The sequence below is a fragment of the Streptomyces sp. NPDC005898 genome (assembly GCF_040629635.1).
Classification (GTDB): Bacteria; Actinomycetota; Actinomycetes; order Streptomycetales; family Streptomycetaceae; genus Streptomyces.
In genome coordinates this window covers 42,515-60,179 of the sequence record NZ_JBEXWC010000018.1, presented here as the reverse complement: position 1 = coordinate 60,179, position 17,665 = coordinate 42,515, and the positions used below count along the sequence as shown (strand labels likewise).

Here is a 17,665-nt window from a genome sequence, read left to right as displayed (position 1 = left end):
GCTGGGCGGCTTAGTGGCTTGGCGACTGGGCGGCTGGGCCGCTGGGCCGCTGGGCGATTCAATGGAACGGATGCATACCTTTGCCGTGCCGGGGGCGGGAAAGCAAGACCCGTGCGTTACGGAGAGGTAAAAGGCCGCCTCACGTCAAGAACCCCCGCAGCAGCGCCGCCGTGCCCGCGCAGTGCTCCCGCATCATCTCTCGCGCCCCGTCCGCGTCCCCGTCGAGCACCGCCTCCACGAGCGCGGTGTGCTGGCGCTGCGAGTGCTCCAGGTTGCGCACCAGCAGCGGGATGCAGTCCAGCAGGTCGTTCACGGTCGCCCGCACCGCGGCGTACTGTGCGGTGAGCGTGGGGGAGCCGCACAGCTCGGCGAGCGTCAGGTGCAGCAGCGTGTCCAGGCGGCGGTACTGCGACAGGGGCGCGTCGTGCGTCCGCGCGAGCGCCGCCCGCAGCCGGTCAGCCTGGTCGCCGGTGAGGCCGTGCGCCGCGCACAGCCCGGCCGCCCCCACCTCCAGGACCTCCCGGAAGCGCAGCGCGTCCTCCACGTCCACGTCCGCGATCCGCCGGCGCAGCTCGTCCTCGCCCGCCGCCTCGGGGCGCGGGCGCACGAAGGTGCCGCCGTACCGCCCGCGCCGCGACTCGACCAGGCCCTGGTCGGTCAGCACCTTCAGGACCTCCCGCAGCGTGACCCGGCTGATGCCGAGGCGGTCGGCCAACTCCCGCTCCGACGGCAGGCGTTCGCCGCCCGGCACCAGGCCGAGGCGGACGACCTGGAGGATCTGCTCCAGCGCCTCCTCGAAGCCGTTGCCCGCCCGCACCGGGCGCAGTACCGGAGTCAGCCCGTCCGCGTCCCGCGACACGGGAGATCTGCCCTCTTCCGGGTGCGACATCTCCGTACCCCCTTCCCAAGCAAAGGTTCTCCGCAATACCTTATGGCTCCCGGCTGACCCAAGGAGGCATTTCCCGTGGCAGACCGCACACCCCCGCTCGCCGTCGAGGAGCTGACCGCCCTCGTCGCGAGCGGCGAGATCGACACTGTCGTCCTGGCCTTCCCCGATATGCAGGGGCGGCTCCAGGGCAAGCGGTTCGCCGCCCGCTTCTTCCTCGACGAGGTCCTCGAACACGGCACGGAGGGCTGCAACTACCTCCTCGCCGTCGACACGGAGATGAACACCGTCGACGGATACGCCATGTCCTCCTGGGAGAGCGGCTACGGCGACTTCGCCCTGCACGCCGACCTCACCACCTTGCGCCGCGTCCCCTGGAACGAGGGCACCGCGATGCTGATGGCGGACCTCGCCTGGAACGACGGCTCACCCGTCGTCGCGGCCCCCCGCCAGATACTGCGCCACCAGCTCGACCGGCTCGCGGAGCTCGGTTACAGCGCGCACGTGGGGACCGAGCTGGAGTTCATCGTCTTCAAGGACACCTACGAGCGGGCCTGGGACGCCGGCTACAAGAACCTCACGCCCGCCAACCAGTACAACATCGACTACTCCGTCCTCGGGACCGGCCGCGTCGAACCCCTGCTGCGCCGCATCCGCAACGAGATGGCGGCCGCCGGGCTCGTCGTCGAGTCGGCCAAGGGCGAGTGCAACCCCGGCCAGCACGAGATCGTGTTCCGCTACGACGAGGCCCTCGTCACCTGCGACCAGCACGCCATCTACAAGACGGGCGCCAAGGAGATCGCGGCCCAGGAAGGTGTCTCGCTCACCTTCATGGCCAAGTTCAACGAGCGCGAGGGCAACTCCTGCCACATCCACCTCTCGCTCCAGGACGCCGACGGCGCCAACGCCATGGCCGGCTCCCCGGACGACCCCGGCGGCATGTCGCCCCTCATGCGGCACTTCCTCGCCGGCCAGCTCGCCGCGCTGCGCGACTTCTCCCTCCTCTACGCGCCCAACATCAACTCCTACAAGCGGTTCGTGCCCGGCTCCTTCGCGCCGACCGCCGCCGCGTGGGGCCACGACAACCGCACCTGCGCGCTGCGCGTCGTCGGCCACGGCCGCTCCCTGCGCTTCGAGAACCGGCTGCCCGGCGGCGACGTGAACCCCTACCTCGCGGTCGCGGCGCTGGTCGCCGCCGGCCTGTACGGCGTCGAGCACAAGCTCGAACTGCCGGACGAGTGCACCGGCAACGCCTACACCGGCGACTACGCCCACGTCCCCACCACCCTGCGCGAGGCCGCCGAGCTGTGGGAGAACAGCCCCATCGCCAAGGCCGCCTTCGGCGACGAGGTGGTCGCGCACTACCGCAACATGGCGCGGGTCGAGCTGACCGCCTTCGACTCCGCGGTGACCGACTGGGAGCTCCGCCGCTCCTTCGAACGCTTGTGAGGCAGCCTTGCTCGACGTACTGAACCCGGCGACGGAAGAGGTCATCGCGACCGTCCCCGCCGCCGACGCGGACGACGTGCGGCGCGCCGTGGAGCGGGCCGTGGGCGCCCAGCGGGCCTGGGCCGCCGTCGCCCCCGCAGACCGCGCCCGGCTGCTGCGCCGCTTCGCCGACACCGTCGACGGCCACCTCGACGAGCTGGCCGATCTGGAGGTCCGCGAGGCCGGTCACCTGCCGGGCAACGCCCGCTGGGAGGCGGGCAACGTCCGGGACCTGCTCCTGTACGCGGCCGGGGGCGCCGAACGCCTCACCGGGCAGCAGATCCCGGCGCCCGGCGGCTGGAACGTCACCTTCCGGGAACCGCTGAGCGTGGTGGGCGTCATCGCCCCCTGGAACTTCCCGATGCCCATCGCCGCCTGGGGCTTCGCCCCCGCCCTCGCCGCGGGCAACACCGTCCTGCTCAAGCCCGCCGAGACCACCCCGCTCACCGCCCTGCGACTCGCCGAACTGGCCCTGGAGGCCGGACTGCCCGAGCACGTCTTCCAGGTGCTGCCCGGCCACGGCCACATCACCGGCCGCGCCCTGGTCGACCACCCCGACGTCGCCAAGATCGTCTTCACGGGCTCCACGCGCACCGGCCGCGAGATCATGGAGCGCTGCGCGGGCCAGGTCAAACGGCTCACCCTGGAACTGGGCGGCAAGAGCCCCAACATCGTCTTCGCCGACGCGGACCTCAAGGCCGCCACCGACCCCTTCTCCTTCCTCGACAACTCCGGCCAGGACTGCTGCGCCCGCACCCGCGTCCTCGTACAGGAGTCGGTGTACGACGAGGTCGCGGCGCTGCTGACCGAGGCGCTCGGCGAGGTCGTCGTGGGCGATCCGCGGGATGCGAAGACGCAGATGGGTCCGCTGATCTCCCGCCGGCAGCTGGAGAACGTGCGCGCGCTCGTGCCGGACGAGGCGCCCGGCATCCGCGGCAGCGCCCCCACCGGGCCCGGCTTCTGGTTCCCCCCGACCGTCCTGACCGCCGAGCGGCCCGACTCACCCGCCGCCGTCGAGGAGATCTTCGGCCCCGTCGCGGTGCTGCTGCCCTTCACCGACGAACAGGACGCGATCCGCCTCGCGAACGCCTCGCCGTACGGCCTGTCCGGCTCCATCTGGACGCGGGACGTGGGCCGGGCCCTGCGGGTCTCCGAGGCCGTCAGGGCCGGGAACCTCTCCGTCAACTCGCACTCCAGCGTGCGCTACTGGACCCCCTTCGGGGGCTACAAGCAGTCCGGCCTCGGGCGCGAGCTGGGCCCGGACGCGCTGCACGCCTTCACCGAAACCAAGAACGTCTTCATCAGCACGGAGGCCTGAACCCCATGTCAGAGAACATCTGCCGCCGCCTCGTCGGCCGCACCGCCGTCATCACCGGCGCCGGCAGCGGCATCGGCCTCGCCACCGCGCGCCGCCTCGCCTCCGAAGGCGCCCACGTCGTCTGCGGCGACATCGACGAGAGCGCGGGCAAGGCCGCCGCCGAGGAGGTCGGCGGGACCTTCGTACGCGTCGACGTCACCGACGCCGAGGAGGTCGAGGCGCTCTTCAGGACCGCCTACGACACCTACGGCTCCGTCGACATCGCCTTCAACAACGCGGGCATCTCACCGCCCGACGACGACTCCATCCTGGACACCGGCCTGGAGGCCTGGAAGCGCGTCCAGGACGTCAACCTCACCTCCGTCTACCTGTGCTGCAAGGCCGCCATCCCCTACATGCGGCGCCAGGGCAAGGGCTCCATCATCAACACCGCCTCGTTCGTCGCCAGGATGGGCGCGGCGACCTCGCAGATCTCCTACACCGCGTCCAAGGGCGGCGTCCTCGCCATGTCCCGCGAGCTGGGGGTCCAGTTCGCCCGCGAGGGCATCCGCGTCAACGCGCTCTGCCCGGGCCCGGTCAACACACCGCTGCTCCAGGAGCTGTTCGCCAAGGACCCCGAGCGCGCCGCGCGCCGCCTCGTGCACATCCCCGTGGGCCGCTTCGCCGAGGCCGAGGAGATGGCCGCCGCCGTGGCGTTCCTCGCCAGCGACGACTCCTCGTTCGTCAACGCCACCGACTTCCTCGTCGACGGCGGGCTCACCGGCGCGTACGTGACCCCGCTGTAGGCACAGCGCGCCGTTCACCCGGCAGCCACCCGCACGTCGGCCGGGCGTCGCACGACGCCCGACCGGCCCGCGTAGACACGGGAGTGTGTTCGTGAACCTCAAGCGCCGCGCCATCGCGGCCGCATCCGTGCTCGCCGTCGCCACCACCGGCTTCCTCGGCGTCCAGGCCACCGCCGAGGCGACCCAGGACGCCCCGCCGCGGGCCGACAAGTGCCCCGCGCTCACCGTCTCCGCGGGCTGGTACGGCAGCAACAAGGCCAGACTCCAGCACATGGTGGACCGCTACGGCCGATGCGGCGACGGGCACGGCGCCAAGCCCCTCGCCACCTTCGACTGGGACAACACCGTCGTCAAGAACGACATCGGCGACGCCACCATGTTCTGGCTGCTGCGCCACGGCAGGATCCGCACGCCCTCGGGCGGCGACTGGCACACCACGAGCCGCTACCTGACCGACCCGGCGGCCAAGGCCCTGGCCAAGGCCTGCCCGGCCACCCGGGCCACCCTGCCCACGCACCGGAACACCGCCCGGGGCGCCGCCTGCGCCGACGAGATCCTGTCCGTCTACGGCGAGGGCGCCACGACCTCGCGCGCGCCGGCCTTCGCGGGCTTCGACCACCGGCGCATGGAACCGCAGTACGCCTGGCTCGCCCAGCTCACCCGGGGCTGGACCACCCGCCAGGTCAAGGGCTTCGCGGCCGCCGCGCGCGAGGAGAACCTCGCCGCGCCCGTCGGGGCGCGGCAGCGGGTCGGCACCCACCAGGTCACCGGCTGGGTGCGCTACTACGACCAGCAGCGCGACCTGATCCGCACCCTGAAGAAGGCCGGTTTCGACGTGTACGTCGTCTCCGCGTCGCCCGAGCCGGTCGCCGAGGTGTGGGCCGCGGCCGTCGGCGTCGACGCCCGGCACACCCTCGGCATCCGCAACGTCCTCGCCCACGGCAGGCAGACCGCCCACCTCAAGGGCTGCGGCACCGTCGCGGACGGCGACGACTCGATGATCACGTACATCGACGGCAAGCGCTGCTGGATCAACAAGGAGATCCTCGGCGTGCGCGGCGCCGCCGCCGAGCGGGTCCAACCCGCCGCGCGGCGGCAGGTGTTCGCGGCCGGCGACTCGGACACGGACATCTCCTTCCTGCGCGACGCCACCGGCCTCAGGCTCGCCTTGAACCGCAACAAGAACGAACTGATGTGCCGCGCCTACGAGAACGGCGACGGCCGCTGGCTGGTCAACCCCATGTTCATCGAGCCCAAGGGCGAGAAGGCGGACCCCTACCCCTGCGCCACCACCGGCTACACCGAACGGGACGGCCGGCAGGGCCCGGTGCGCCGTACGGACGGCTCGGTGATCTCCGATCAGCGGGACACGGTGTTCGGGACGTCGACGCCGTCGCCCGCCGCACAGGACTGATGTACGGTCCACTCGCATGCGTAACAGAAACATTTCGGCGCTGACCCTGGCGGCGGCCGCCGCGCTGGCGGCGGTGCCCGCGGCGCTCCCCGCGGCCGCCGCCACGCCCACGAACTCCGCCACGGCAGAGGTCCGTTGCCCGCAGCTCTCGAAGAAGCTCAGCTGGTACGGCGACAACCGCGCCCGGCTCCAGCGGGTGATCGACGAGCGCGGCCGCTGCGCGAACCCCCACCTGGGCCACGGGCACAAGCGCCCGGTCGCCGCCTTCGACTGGGACAACACGGTCGTCAAGAACGACGTCACCGACGCGACCATCGCCTGGTCCCTGCGGCACGACAAGATCCTGCGCCCCAAGAGCTGGAAGGCCACCAGCAAGTGGCTGACCGACGAGGCGCACCGCGCCCTCACCGAGGCCTGCGGCACCGACGTGCCCGTCGGCAAGCCCCTGCCGACCTCCAGGAACACCGCCTGCGCGGACGAGATCTTCGAGATCCGCGAGGACGGCAGGACGATGAGCGGCGCCGCCGCCTTCGCGGGCCGGTGGGACCACCGGCACACCGTCCCGCAGTACGCCTGGGTGCCGCAGCTCTTCGCCGGGCACACCGTCCCTCAGCTGGAGTCGTACGCCGCGAAGGCCCGCGAGGAGGCGCTCGCCGCCCCGGTCGGCGCCACGCAGACCGTCGGCACCCATGAGATCCCCGGCTACGTCCGCTACTACGACCAGCAGCGCGACCTGATCCGCACCCTCAAGAAGGCCGGCTTCGACGTCTACATCGTCTCGGCGGGCTCCGAACCGGTCGCCGAGGTGTGGTCCAGGAGCGTCGGCGTCGACCGCGCGCACACCATCGCCATCCGCTCCGTCCTGGACCGCGAGGGCCGCATCACCACCTGGAACCAGGGCTGCGGCGATGTGCCCGTCAACAAGGGCGAGGCCATCCCCTACATCGACGGCAAGCGCTGCTTCATCAACCAGGAGATCTACCGGGTCAAGGGCAAGGCGGCCTGGCAGAAGCAGGACCGGGCGCGGCGCATCGCGCTCGGCGGCGGCGACGCCGACACGGATGTCACCTTCGTCGGCGACGCCACCGGCGCGCACCTCGTGCTGAACCGCAACAAGAGCGAGTTCATGTGCCGCGCGTACGACAACGCCGACGGCCGCTGGGTGGTGAACCCGATGTTCATCGAGCCGATGCCGCGCAAGACCGGCACCTACCCGTGCTCGACCGCTGCGTACAACGAGCACGACGGCAGCAAGGGCCCCGTGCTGCGCGACGACGGCTCGGTGGTGCCCGACCAGCGGGATTCGGTGTACTGACCTTCCGATCACGTCCTAGAGTGCCGGAATGAGCATGACACCTCCGCCCGGCTGGTACCCGGACCCGAACCAGCCTTCCGTCGAGCGCTGGTGGGACGGGGCCGCGTGGACCGAGCACCGCCGCGCCCCCGGCAACGCGCAGGCGGCGGCCCCGGCGGCGCAGGGCTTCGGCCCGGCGCCCGACCTGGCCGCGACGCCGGTGAGCACTCCGGGGACCCGCTCCGGCGGCGGCCGCGCGAAGACCATCGCGCTGGCCGCCGCCGGAGCGGTCCTCGTCGCCGCTATCGTCACGGGCGTCGTCGCCCTCACCAAGGACGACGGCGAAGCGCGGGGCGGCGACGCCCCGTCCGGCGCCCCGACCGCGACGCAGGGGAGCGAGAGCCCCTCCCCGACACCGACACCGACGAAGACGTCCGACCCGAACCCCGACGTCCTCGTCGACGACCTCAACGGGCTCACGCTCCCCGTCATCGACGGCTGGGAGAAGGCCGAGAGCACCGTCAACAGGGAGCCGACCCTCCAGACCCCGGACACCTACGACTGCCCCGGCGACTCGGGCGTCTGCCGCCACGGCGAGATCACCTCGCACCCCGTGACCGCCACCGACGAGACCTCCCCGAAGGCGCTGGCCAGGGGCGACATCAACGACGCCGCCAAGAGTGTCTACGGCGAGGACGTCCTCGGCAACAACCCCTACGACGGCATCACCGGGCACGAGAAGGTCGCGGAGGGGACGGTCGCCGTCGCCGGCCGCAGCGGCTACTACGTGCGCTGGAAGGTGCGGACCGGCAAGGGCTCCGGAGGGTACGTGCAGTCGGTGGCGTTCAAGTCGAGCATCGGCGCCGAACCGATGGTCATCGTCCGCCTCTCCATCGACGTCGCCAAGGGCGCGCCGCCGCTGTCCGACATGGACCGCGTCGTCAAGGGCATCCGCTCGGTCGACGACAGCGCGACGGGCGGCGGGGTCGGCGAGGACGTGGGGGCGACGCCCTGAGGCGTCCCGCGGGGCTCCGAAGGGTGCCGCGGCAGGCTCCGGGGCGCCGCGGGCCCGCGCCCGGTCACAGGAAGGTGCGGCCCTCGCCCCGGTACGTCGGCACGCTCCCCGTCACCTCGTCGCCCGCCACCAGGTGCAGCGCGGCGAACCGCTCGCACAGCTCCCCGGCCTTGGCGTGCCGGAACCACACCTTGTCGCCGATCAGCAGATCGTCCGTCGCCGGCCCGTGCAGCGGCGTCTGCACCTCGCCGGCGCCCTCCTGAGGGTCGTACCGCAGGCCCTCGGGGAGATAGGGCACCGGGGAGCGGTCCGCGCCCGCGACCCCCGACGCCGGATAGCCGCCGCCGAGCACCGTCACCGTGCCCGGGCCCGGCCTGCGCACCACCGGCTGCGCGAAGAGCGCGGCCGGACGGCCGCTGAACGACGTGTAGTTGTCGAACAGCCGCGGCACGAAGAGCCCCGACCCGGCGGCGATCTCCGTCACCGCGCGCTCCGCCGCCGTGTGCTGCACGCTGCCGGTACCGCCGCCGTTCACGAACTCCAGGTCCGGCACCACCGCCCGCACGGCACCGATGGTCCGCGCCCGCCGCTCCGCCAGCTCCCGGCGCGCCGCGGCCTGCATCATCCTGATCGTCCGCGAGCGCGCCGGACGCCCCTCCACCGCGTCGCCCACGCCCGCGACATGGCCCTCGTACGCCATGACGCCCACGAGCCGGAAACCGGGCCGGCGGGTGATGGCCCGGGCCAGCGCGGCGACCTGCGCGGGCGCGTGCAGCGGGGAGCGGAGCGCGCCGATCCGCACGCGGCCGCCCAGTGTCCGGAAGGAGGTGTCCAACTCCAGGCAGACCCGCACTTGTTCCGTGCCGCCGTTCCTGGCCTCGTCGATCAGCCGCAGCTGCGCCGGGTCGTCGACCATCACGGTCACGGCGGCCGCCAGCTTCGGGTCGGCGCTCAGCTCGGCGAAACCGGCGCGGTCCGCCGAGGGATAGGCGAGCAGCACGTCCTCGAAGCCGGAACGCGCGAGCCATATCGACTCCGCGAGCGTGAACGACATGATCCCGGCGAAGCCGTCGCGGGCCAGGACGCGTTCGAGCAGGGCCCGGCAGCGCACGGACTTGCTCGCGACGCGGATCGGCTTGCCGCCCGCGCGGCGCACGAGGTCGTCGGCGTTGGCGTCGAACGCGTCCAGATCCACGATCGCGAGGGGGGCGTCGAGATGTGCGGTGGCCCGGTCGTAGCGGGCTCGGTCTGCGGCGAGGCCAGTCATGGCGGAAGCCTGCCAGAGACGATTACCCGAGGGTAGGGGGATGATCCGGGCAGATCGCCCGGGGCCCGGGAGGGGGGTTCCCGAACGGCCCTCCCGGGCCCGTAGAGTGACGCGCACGGAGCCTCGCCGGGCCGAGCGTTCCGGCAGCCGGAGCGCGAGGAGACGGGCGGGCATGAGCACGGAGGCGGGAGCGACCCCGATTCCCCCGCGCCCCACCGCGCCGCCCCGCCCCACGGCCCCGCCGGACGAGCCGCCCCCCGCGCCGTCCGCCCGCTTCCCCGACGTGCGCCCCCGGGTCGACGAGGACTGGCTCCTCGACGCCCTGCGCCCCACGCCCCCCTCCGAGGACCCCGACCACGCGTCCCGGGTGGCGGACCTCCTGGCCCCCTTCACCGAGGCGGCCCGCAGCAGGCCCCGCACGCTTCCCCGCCACATCCCGGCACCCCGCCCCAGCACGCCCCCTGCCGCCGAAGCGACGCCCCCAACGGCCGCCGCCGCGAAGAAGACGACAGCCACGGGGACCGACGGCGTGGCGGGCGTACGAGACGCTGATGCGCAGGCCGCGCCCCCGCCCGCCGGTGACTTGCCGAGCCGACCCCGCGTAGAGCCGTCGACGCCCGCCCCGCCGTCCGCGCCGGCGCGCACCGGCGAAGTGCCGCCCGCCGAACCGCCCACGCCCCGTGCGTCGTCGGCCCGTGCCGGGCAGGTGCCGGACGGGTCGTCGTCGGGGGAGGCGGCTGCCCCGACCCAGCACCTCGGCTCGGGCCGCCCGGCGGTCGGCGGCCCGATGACGGGTTCCGGCGCCGGCTCCGGGCGCCCCCTCGTCTTCCTCGCGCGGCCCGCCCTGGACGACGGCGCCTTCGCCCGGCCGCGCTCCCTCCGGGCCTGGGCGCGGCCCCGTGCCGTCGCCGCCGCCGTCTGCGTCGTACTGGGACTGGGGCTCATCGGCGGTGCGGTGACCGGGAGTTGGCTGACCGGCGAGTCGGTGGCCAACGGCGGTGCGCCGCGCAGCGCGTACAAGGTCACCGGCGACCTGTGGCACAGCGCGCCCGTCGACCGGCTCTTCCCGCCCGACCTCAAGGGCGAGGGCGCGGGCCCCGGCGGCGCGGACCGCTCCTGGACCCGGGTCGCCGTCGCCCCCGACAGCGGCTGCGGGGCCGCCTTCGACCCCCTGCTGGCGCGGGCGCTCGCCCCCGTCGGCTGCCTGCGGCTGCTCCGCGCCACGTACACCGACGCGACCCGCAGCCACGTCACCACCGTCGGCCTGCTGTTCACCAAGGCGGACGCGGACGCCATGCGGGCGCTGCGGAACCGCTTCGCACGGGAGGGCCTCGGCAGGCGCCCGGACCTGATGCCGAGGACGTACCCGGCGAAGGGCACGGCCGCCGAGGGCTTCGGCGACGCCCAGCGCGCGTCCTGGACGGTGTCGGTGCTGCCGGACGCACCCGTCGTCGCGTACGCCGTGTCCGGCTTCGCGGACGGCCGCGTCGTCACGGACCCCGAGCCCGCCACCGAGGCGATGGGCGCCACCGCCACCTCGATGCCCGCCCAGTCCGGTCTCGGCCACGAGGCGAAAGGCATCGCGGACCGCGTCGAACGAGGCCTGCGCAAGACCATCGTCCGAGCGGAGGAGGCATGAGGAACACCCGCCGCACCCGCCCGGACCGCCGCACCCGCCCCCATCGCCGAAACCACCCCCGCCGGCCGCTCCTCGCCGCCGCGCTCACCGCCGCCCTGGCCCTCGCCCCCGCCGCCCCCGCCCACGCCGACGACGGCATCCGCGCCCAGCAGTGGGCCCTGGACGCCCTGCACACCGACCGGATATGGCAGACCACCAAGGGCGGCGGCATCACCGTCGCCGTCCTGGACACCGGCGTCGACGACCGGCACCCCGACCTCGCGGGCAACGTCCTGGCGGGCAAGGACCTGATCGGCTTCGGTGCCGGCCGCGGCGACCGCCCCTGGGCCCGGCACGGCACCGCCATGGCCGGCATCATCGCGGGCCACGGGCACGGCGAGGGCAACGGCGACGGCGTACTGGGCATCGCGCCCGAAGCGAGGATCCTGCCGGTCCGGGTGATCCTCGAAGACGGCGACCCCGCCCGCGGAAAGGCCCGCGACACCCGGGGCACCGCCCTGGCCGAGGGCATCCGCTGGGCCGCCGACCACGGCGCGGACGTCATCAACCTCTCCCTCGGCGACGACTCCGAGTCCGCCCACCCCGAACCCGCCGAGGACGCCGCCGTCCAGTACGCCCTGAAGAAGGGCGTCGCCGTCGTCGCCTCCGCGGGCAACGGCGGCGAGCGCGGCGACCACATCTCCTACCCGGCCGCCTACCCCGGCGTGATCGCCGCGACGGCCGTCGACGAGAACGGCGCCCGCGCCGCCTTCTCCACCCGCCGCTGGTACGCCACCGTCGCCGCGCCCGGCGACGACATCGTCATCGCCGACCCCGACCGCAAGTACTACGAGGGCTGGGGCACCAGCGCCGCCTCCGCGTTCGTCTCCGGCACCGTCGCCCTGCTCCGCGCCGCCCACCCGCACCTCACGCCCGCCCAGCTCAAGCAGCTCCTGCGGGACACCGCCCGCGACGCCCCGCCCGGCGGCCGCGACGACTCCCGCGGCTTCGGCCTGATCGACCCCGCGGCCGCCTTCGCCCGCGCGGGCCGGCTCGCGCAGGACAAGCCCCGCACGACGGCGTACGGAGCCAAGTACTTCGGCCCGGGCCCCGAGGAGGCCGCCTCCGACAGCGGCCCCGCCCCCTGGGTCGGGCCCCTCGCGGGAGTCCTCGGCGTGGGCCTGCTCGTGGCCGGCATCTGCCTCTGGCGCGGACGCCTCGGCCCCCTGCCGACCTCGCGGCCCCGCGACTGACGGGACGGCGCCCACCGCCAGGCCGCGCAGGGGAGACCCGGACAGGCCGCCGCAAGGCGCCTCTGTAGGGTCGGGGCGTGGCGAACAAGAACATTCCCGACCCCGGCTTCTCCGACGACGACGGCACCGCCGACCCCCGGCTGGCCGCGGCGCTCACCGCCTGGTCGCAGGACCGCACGGCGCACGGCCCCGTCCTCGAAGCCCTCGCCGGGGCGCGGCTCCTCGTCCCCGTCGTCGCCGTCCTCGGCGAGGTCGAGGAGGACGAGAACGGCCTGCGCCGCGAGAAGACCAGCGACATGGCCGTCCCCACCCTGCGGGCCGGCGACCGCAAGGCGCTGCCCGCCTTCACCTCCACCGAGGCCCTCGCGCTGTGGGACCCGGCCGCCCGGCCCGTCGCCGTGCCCCTGCACCAGGCGCTCCAGGCCGCCGCCCACGAACAGGCCGACACGATCGTCCTCGACCTCGCGGGCCCCGTCCCCTACGAACTGGGCCGCACCGCGCTGCTCGCCCTCGCCGAGGGCCGCGCCAGCGCCGACCCGCTCGCCGACCCCGCGGTCACCGGCGCCGTGCGCGCGGCCGTCGCCGCCGAGCCCGCCGTGCTCCGCGCCCACCTCGGCCCCGGCAGCTTTGACGGCATCCTCGCCCTGGTCGTCGACCCGGCCGCCGACCCCGCCGAGACGGTCCGGCGCGTGGCCCGCCGCATCACCGCCGACGAAACACTGAGGGCCCGCCTGGTGCGCGGCCTCGACCTGGCACTCCTGCCGGCCGAGGCGACGCCACCGGGCGAGCCCCTCTACGTACGTACGGTGTGAGGGCTCAGCCGAAGACCGGCCCCGTGTACTTCTCGCCCGGGCCCTGACCCGGCTCGTCCGCCACGATCGACGCCTCGCGGAACGCCAGCTGCAACGACTTCAGGCCGTCCCGCAGCGGCGCCGCGTGGAAGGAGCTGATCTCGGTGGCGCTCGCGTCCAGCAGACCGGCCAGCGAGTGGATCAGCTTGCGGGCCTCGTCGAGGTCCTTGTGGCCCTCGCCGCCCTCGGCGAGTCCGAGGTTCACGGCGGCGGCGCTCATCAGGTGGACCGCCACCGTGGTGATCACCTCGACCGCGGGGACGTCCGCGATGTCACGGGTCAGGGTGTCGAAATCGGGGGAGTCGCCGGCGGGGGACTCGGGGGTGGGGGTCGCGTCGCTCATGTCCCACACGATAAGCCGCGCACCGCGCCGGCCCCGCCCCGGGAGAGGGCGGAGGGACCGGTTCGCTCCCGCCCGGGGGAGCTGCTAACCTTGTGTAACGACCGGCCGGAGACCCGCGTGCCAACGCAAGGATCCGGCCCACAAGTGGAGGCTCCGATCTCCCACCTGGCCGCTCCCTGAGCGGCGGGTCACCGGTCAGGCGGCCGAAGCCTCAAGGCTTTGGGTCGCCCGATGTGCGCCCCGCGATCACCGCGGAGGTGCTCCGGTAGTACGTGGAGCCCCTTCTGTGATCGGTCGGGGCATTTTTTGTGGCCCCGCTCGGTTGGTCCAGTCAACAGACGTAACGCGGCTGTCCGCCAGACGGCCGCGTGGTGCTACCGAGGAGGATCCATCAGCGCCGAGCCCCGCATCAACGACCGGATTCGCGTTCCCGAGGTGCGACTTGTCGGTCCCAGCGGCGAGCAGGTCGGGATTGTTCCGCTTGCCAAGGCCCTGGAGCTTGCGCAGGAGTACGACCTCGACTTGGTCGAGGTGGCCGCCACTGCGCGTCCGCCGGTCTGCAAGCTCATGGACTACGGGAAGTTCAAGTACGAGTCGGCCATGAAGGCCCGTGAGGCGCGCAAGAACCAGGCGCACACGGTCATCAAGGAGATGAAGCTCCGGCCGAAGATCGACCCGCACGACTATGACACCAAAAAGGGTCACGTCGTCCGGTTCCTCAAGCAGGGCGACAAGGTCAAGATCACGATCATGTTCCGTGGTCGCGAGCAGTCCCGCCCCGAGCTGGGCTTCCGGCTGCTGCAGCGTCTCGCTTCGGACGTCGAGGACCTTGGGTTCATCGAGTCCAGCCCGAAGCAGGACGGCCGAAACATGATCATGGTTCTCGGTCCGCACAAGAAGAAGACCGAGGCGATGGCCGAGGCCCGTGAGGCCCAGGCGGCCCGCAAGGCGGACGCGAAGGCCAACCCCGGCCGCTCGCAGAACTCCGCCGAGGGGGAGGAGCTCTCCGAGGAGGCTCCCGCCGAGGCCCCGGCCGAGGCCAACGCCGAGGCCTGATCTCCCGGACGCGAGTCCAGGCGATCGCCAACTGACACATATGGCTCCCGGATGCCCGGTTTCACGACCGGGCATCGGAGTGCCACTGACGAGGAGAGAACGGCGCTATGCCGAAGAACAAGTCGCACAGCGGTGCCAGCAAGCGCTTCAAGGTCACCGGCTCCGGCAAGGTGCTCCGCGAGCGTGCCGGCAAGCGCCACCTGCTCGAGCACAAGTCGTCCCGTCTGACGCGTCGTCTCACCGGCAACGCCGAGATGGCCCCGGGCGACGCCAAGAAGATCAAGAAGCTTCTCGGCAAGTGAGTCCGGGCGCGCACCGCGCGTCCGAACTCTGACCGGGACCCAATCGATACCGGGTCGTGTGAGTCCAACCACGGCCCCGCTACAAGGAGTAAAAAGTGGCACGCGTCAAGCGGGCAGTCAACGCCCACAAGAAGCGTCGGGCGATCCTCGAAGCGGCCAGCGGCTACCGCGGCCAGCGCTCGCGCCTGTACCGCAAGGCCAAGGAGCAGGTCACCCACTCCCTGGTCTACAACTACAACGACCGCAAGAAGCGCAAGGGCGACTTCCGTCGGCTGTGGATCCAGCGCATCAACGCCGCTGCCCGCGCCAACGGCATGACGTACAACCGCCTCATCCAGGGTCTGAACGCCGCCAACATCGAGGTGGACCGCAAGATCCTCGCGGAGCTGGCCGTCAACGACCAGAACGCGTTCGCCGCGCTGGTCGAGGTCGCGCAGAAGGCGCTGCCGAGCGACGTCAACGCGCCGAAGGCCGCGTGACGCTGCGCTGAGCGTTGTTTCGGACCCGTGGGCCTGGTGGCCTGCGGGTCCGTTTCTGTTCGGGGGCGCGCCCGCCCCCTGCCGGCTTCTGCCGTCCGCGGGTTCGTGTGTGGCTGGCCGCGCAGTTCCCCGCGCCCCCTTCCGGGGCGCTGTCCCTGAGGTGAGTTTTATGGTTGCCGCTGAATTGATCTCCTCCAAGTCGCCGCGCGTCAGCGCCGCCCGGCGGCTCGCCAAGCGGAATTTCCGGGGCAAGGAGCGGCTGTTCCTCGCCGAGGGGCCGCAGGCCGTGCGGGAGGCCGCCGGGCACGCGGACACACTCGTCGAGCTTTTCGCCACCGTCGAGGCCGCCGAGCGCTACGCCGACATCGTGGGGGAGGCCCGCGGCGCCGGGGCCCGGGTGCACCTCGCCGACGAGGACGTCATCGCCGACATCTCCACGACCGTGACCCCCCAGGGGCTCGTCGGCATCTGCCGGTTCCTCGACACCCCGTTCGAGGAGATCCTCGCCGCGCGGCCGAAACTCGTCGCCGTCCTCGCCCACGTGCGCGACCCCGGCAACGCCGGGACCGTGCTGCGCTGCGCCGACGCCGCCGGCGCCGAGGCCGTGATCCTCACGGACGCCTCCGTGGACCTCTACAACCCCAAGTCGGTGCGCGCCTCCGTCGGCTCCCTCTTCCACCTGCCGGTCGCCGTCGGCGTGCCCGTGGAGCGCGCCGTCCAGGGGCTGAAGGACGCGGGCGTCCGCATCCTCGCCGCCGACGGGGCGGGCACGGACGACCTCGACACCGAACTGGACAAGGGCACCATGGGCACCCCCACCGCCTGGGTCTTCGGCAACGAGGCCTGGGGGCTCCCGGAGGAGACCCGCGCACTCGCCGACGCCGTGGTGCGCGTTCCGATCCACGGCAGGGCCGAGAGCCTCAACCTCGCGACGGCCGCCGCCGTGTGCCTCTACGCCTCCGCCCGTGCACAGCGCGCCGCCGGAGGGTGCCGCTCCGTCACATCGAGCTAGTAGGGTGACGGGCCAGTCCGAGAGGTGGGGTACGGGGAATGAGTGTCGGCACCAGAAGAGCACCGGGAGTACAGGACCTCGTCCGTGCCCGCACGGACCGCGGCGCTCCAGGTGATCTCGGCGACCTCGGACTGGACCCCGACGAGCTGCCCGACGGGCTCGTCGTGGCGGACGAGACGGGCCGGATCATCTGCTTCAACGCGGCGGCCGCGCGGATCACCGCCGTCCCCGCCGCCGACGCCCTCGGCGCGCCCCTGGAGCACGCCCTGCCGTTAGAGGACCTGGAAGGCCGCCGCTGGTGGCAGCTGACCGACCCCTACGGCGGCCTCGCCATCCGGGTCGGCCAGCCCGAGCGCAATCTGCTGCTGCCGGGCGGCCGCGAGGTGCTGGTCTCCGCCCGCTATCTGCGCACCGCCCGCACCGGGCCCGTGCGCCGCGTCGTCGTCTGTCTGCGCGACACCGAGGCCCGCCGCCGCACCGAGCGCAGCCACGCCGAGCTGATCGCCACCGTCGCCCACGAGCTGCGCTCGCCCCTCACGTCGGTCAAGGGCTTCACGGCGACCCTGCTCGCCAAGTGGGAGCGGTTCACGGACGACCAGAAGAAACTGATGCTGGAGACCGTCGACGCCGACGCCAACCGCGTCACCCGGCTGATCGCGGAGCTGCTCGACATCTCCCGCATCGACTCCGGCCGCCTCGAACTGCGCCGCCAGCCCGTCGACGTGGGCGCCGCCGTGGGCCGCCACATCCAGGCCTACGTCGCCTCCGGCCAGGACGCCGCCCGCTTCCTCGTACGGCTCCAGCGGCCGCTGCCCGACCTGTGGGCGGACCCCGACAAGATCGACCAGGTGCTGAGCAACCTCCTGGAAAATGCGGTGCGGCACGGCGAGGGAACGGTCACCATCGATGTGGCGCCCTCCTCCTCCACGCGCGAGCGGGGCGGCGCCGAGACCGCCGTGACCGTCAGCGACGAGGGCCCCGGCATTCCGGAGGAGTCGATGGGCCGCGTCTTCACCCGCTTCTGGCGGGGCAGCAAGCGCGGCGGGACGGGACTGGGGCTGTACATCGTGAAGGGCATCGTGGAGGCGCACGGCGGGACGATCACCGTCGGCCGCGCCCCGGGCGGCGGCGCGCAGTTCCGATTTACGTTGCCCGTGGGGGCTCCCGCGTACCTCCTGTGAGTCGCCGACCGGCCCGTCGGCGACTGACGGCGAGGACGTCCTGAGCAGCCCGCGGGCGCATTCGATCACCGCACCCCCGGTAGACTCGGTCGTTGGCACTGTG

Annotated in this window: 17 protein-coding genes; 14 read left to right on the top strand and 3 right to left on the bottom strand. The window is 73.0% G+C overall.

What is annotated here, in order from left to right; translation table 11 throughout:
- Positions 1–139 precede the first annotated feature (139 nt).
- Positions 140–889, bottom strand: coding sequence for an FCD domain-containing protein (locus ABZ385_RS23175; protein ID WP_358588502.1), 750 nt, complete (start codon positions 887–889; stop codon positions 140–142).
- Positions 890–964: 75 nt separating this feature from the next.
- Between ABZ385_RS23175 and ABZ385_RS23170 the strand changes: the two genes are divergently transcribed.
- The 6 genes from ABZ385_RS23170 to ABZ385_RS23145 all read left to right on the top strand — a co-directional run bounded on the left by ABZ385_RS23170 (position 965) and on the right by ABZ385_RS23145 (position 8,200).
- A complete protein-coding gene (locus ABZ385_RS23170; RefSeq protein ID WP_358588505.1) occupies positions 965–2,335 on the top strand; it encodes a glutamine synthetase family protein in 1,371 nt (456 codons plus the stop codon).
- Between the two features lie 7 nt (positions 2,336–2,342).
- Entirely contained in the window at positions 2,343–3,692 is a 1,350-nt protein-coding gene (locus ABZ385_RS23165) for an aldehyde dehydrogenase family protein (protein ID WP_358912942.1), read from the top strand.
- Between the two features lie 5 nt (positions 3,693–3,697).
- A complete protein-coding gene (locus ABZ385_RS23160; RefSeq protein WP_358588510.1) occupies positions 3,698–4,477 on the top strand; it encodes a 3-oxoacyl-ACP reductase in 780 nt (259 codons plus the stop codon).
- A 91-nt stretch (positions 4,478–4,568) separates the two neighbouring features.
- Positions 4,569–5,891 carry an HAD family hydrolase gene (locus tag ABZ385_RS23155; protein WP_358912940.1) on the top strand — a complete coding sequence of 441 codons (1,323 nt, stop codon included), beginning with the start codon at positions 4,569–4,571 and terminating at the stop codon, positions 5,889–5,891.
- A gap of 16 nt (positions 5,892–5,907) precedes the next feature.
- Positions 5,908–7,206 carry a haloacid dehalogenase-like hydrolase gene (locus tag ABZ385_RS23150; RefSeq protein WP_358912938.1) on the top strand — a complete coding sequence of 433 codons (1,299 nt, stop codon included), beginning with the start codon at positions 5,908–5,910 and terminating at the stop codon, positions 7,204–7,206.
- A gap of 28 nt (positions 7,207–7,234) precedes the next feature.
- Positions 7,235–8,200, top strand: a complete 966-nt coding sequence (locus tag ABZ385_RS23145; RefSeq protein ID WP_358588517.1) for a DUF2510 domain-containing protein — start codon at positions 7,235–7,237, stop codon at positions 8,198–8,200.
- A 64-nt stretch (positions 8,201–8,264) separates the two neighbouring features.
- On the opposite strand, the gene ABZ385_RS23140 is transcribed toward ABZ385_RS23145, so the two are convergent.
- Positions 8,265–9,467: an amino acid deaminase/aldolase gene (locus ABZ385_RS23140; protein ID WP_358588519.1), complete on the bottom strand. Its 1,203-nt coding sequence runs from the start codon at positions 9,465–9,467 to the stop codon at positions 8,265–8,267.
- 172 nt (positions 9,468–9,639) lie between these two features.
- Here ABZ385_RS23140 and ABZ385_RS23135 point away from each other — a divergent pair, with 172 nt between their 5' ends.
- The 3 genes from ABZ385_RS23135 to ABZ385_RS23125 all read left to right on the top strand — a co-directional run bounded on the left by ABZ385_RS23135 (position 9,640) and on the right by ABZ385_RS23125 (position 13,150).
- On the top strand, positions 9,640–11,106 hold the full coding sequence (locus ABZ385_RS23135) for a hypothetical protein (RefSeq protein ID WP_358912936.1): 1,467 nt from the start codon (positions 9,640–9,642) through the stop codon (positions 11,104–11,106).
- Positions 11,103–12,338 carry a type VII secretion-associated serine protease mycosin gene (gene mycP, locus ABZ385_RS23130; protein WP_358577704.1) on the top strand — a complete coding sequence of 412 codons (1,236 nt, stop codon included), beginning with the start codon at positions 11,103–11,105 and terminating at the stop codon, positions 12,336–12,338. The genes ABZ385_RS23135 and mycP overlap by 4 nt, the downstream gene beginning before the upstream one ends.
- A 77-nt stretch (positions 12,339–12,415) precedes the next feature.
- Positions 12,416–13,150 (top strand): SseB family protein, encoded by a 735-nt coding sequence (locus ABZ385_RS23125; RefSeq protein WP_358577707.1) that lies wholly within the window; start codon positions 12,416–12,418, stop codon positions 13,148–13,150.
- Positions 13,151–13,154: 4 nt separating this feature from the next.
- Here the strand turns inward: ABZ385_RS23125 and ABZ385_RS23120 are convergent, their stop codons facing one another.
- Positions 13,155–13,532, bottom strand: coding sequence for a DUF1844 domain-containing protein (locus ABZ385_RS23120; RefSeq protein WP_358699297.1), 378 nt, complete (start codon positions 13,530–13,532; stop codon positions 13,155–13,157).
- Positions 13,533–13,922: 390 nt separating this feature from the next.
- On the opposite strand from ABZ385_RS23120, the gene infC reads away from it, so the two are divergent.
- The 5 genes from infC (at position 13,923) to ABZ385_RS23095 (ending at position 17,562) form a co-directional block, all read left to right on the top strand.
- Positions 13,923–14,588, top strand: coding sequence for a translation initiation factor IF-3 (infC, locus tag ABZ385_RS23115; protein ID WP_358577958.1), 666 nt, complete (start codon positions 13,923–13,925; stop codon positions 14,586–14,588).
- A gap of 107 nt (positions 14,589–14,695) precedes the next feature.
- Positions 14,696–14,890, top strand: coding sequence for a 50S ribosomal protein L35 (rpmI, locus tag ABZ385_RS23110; protein WP_007829094.1), 195 nt, complete (start codon positions 14,696–14,698; stop codon positions 14,888–14,890).
- Positions 14,891–14,985: 95 nt separating this feature from the next.
- On the top strand, positions 14,986–15,369 hold the full coding sequence (rplT, locus tag ABZ385_RS23105; RefSeq protein WP_358577712.1) for a 50S ribosomal protein L20: 384 nt from the start codon (positions 14,986–14,988) through the stop codon (positions 15,367–15,369).
- A gap of 169 nt (positions 15,370–15,538) precedes the next feature.
- Entirely contained in the window at positions 15,539–16,381 is an 843-nt protein-coding gene (locus ABZ385_RS23100) for an RNA methyltransferase (protein ID WP_358577714.1), read from the top strand.
- Positions 16,382–16,419: 38 nt separating this feature from the next.
- Positions 16,420–17,562, top strand: coding sequence for an ATP-binding protein (locus tag ABZ385_RS23095; RefSeq protein WP_358577717.1), 1,143 nt, complete (start codon positions 16,420–16,422; stop codon positions 17,560–17,562).
- Positions 17,563–17,665: the final 103 nt, after the last annotated feature.

Coding starts and splice junctions, on each gene's coding strand:
- ABZ385_RS23175 (WP_358588502.1), bottom strand. CDS start 889: ATGTCGCACCCGGAAGAGGGCAGATCTCCCGTGTCGCGGGACGCGGAC.
- ABZ385_RS23160 (WP_358588510.1), top strand. CDS start 3,698: ATGTCAGAGAACATCTGCCGCCGCCTCGTCGGCCGCACCGCCGTCATC.
- ABZ385_RS23150 (WP_358912938.1), top strand. CDS start 5,908: ATGCGTAACAGAAACATTTCGGCGCTGACCCTGGCGGCGGCCGCCGCG.
- ABZ385_RS23145 (WP_358588517.1), top strand. CDS start 7,235: ATGAGCATGACACCTCCGCCCGGCTGGTACCCGGACCCGAACCAGCCT.
- ABZ385_RS23140 (WP_358588519.1), bottom strand. CDS start 9,467: ATGACTGGCCTCGCCGCAGACCGAGCCCGCTACGACCGGGCCACCGCA.
- ABZ385_RS23135 (WP_358912936.1), top strand. CDS start 9,640: ATGAGCACGGAGGCGGGAGCGACCCCGATTCCCCCGCGCCCCACCGCG.
- mycP (WP_358577704.1), top strand. CDS start 11,103: ATGAGGAACACCCGCCGCACCCGCCCGGACCGCCGCACCCGCCCCCAT.
- ABZ385_RS23120 (WP_358699297.1), bottom strand. CDS start 13,532: ATGAGCGACGCGACCCCCACCCCCGAGTCCCCCGCCGGCGACTCCCCC.
- rpmI (WP_007829094.1), top strand. CDS start 14,696: ATGCCGAAGAACAAGTCGCACAGCGGTGCCAGCAAGCGCTTCAAGGTC.
- ABZ385_RS23100 (WP_358577714.1), top strand. CDS start 15,539: ATGGTTGCCGCTGAATTGATCTCCTCCAAGTCGCCGCGCGTCAGCGCC.
- ABZ385_RS23095 (WP_358577717.1), top strand. CDS start 16,420: ATGAGTGTCGGCACCAGAAGAGCACCGGGAGTACAGGACCTCGTCCGT.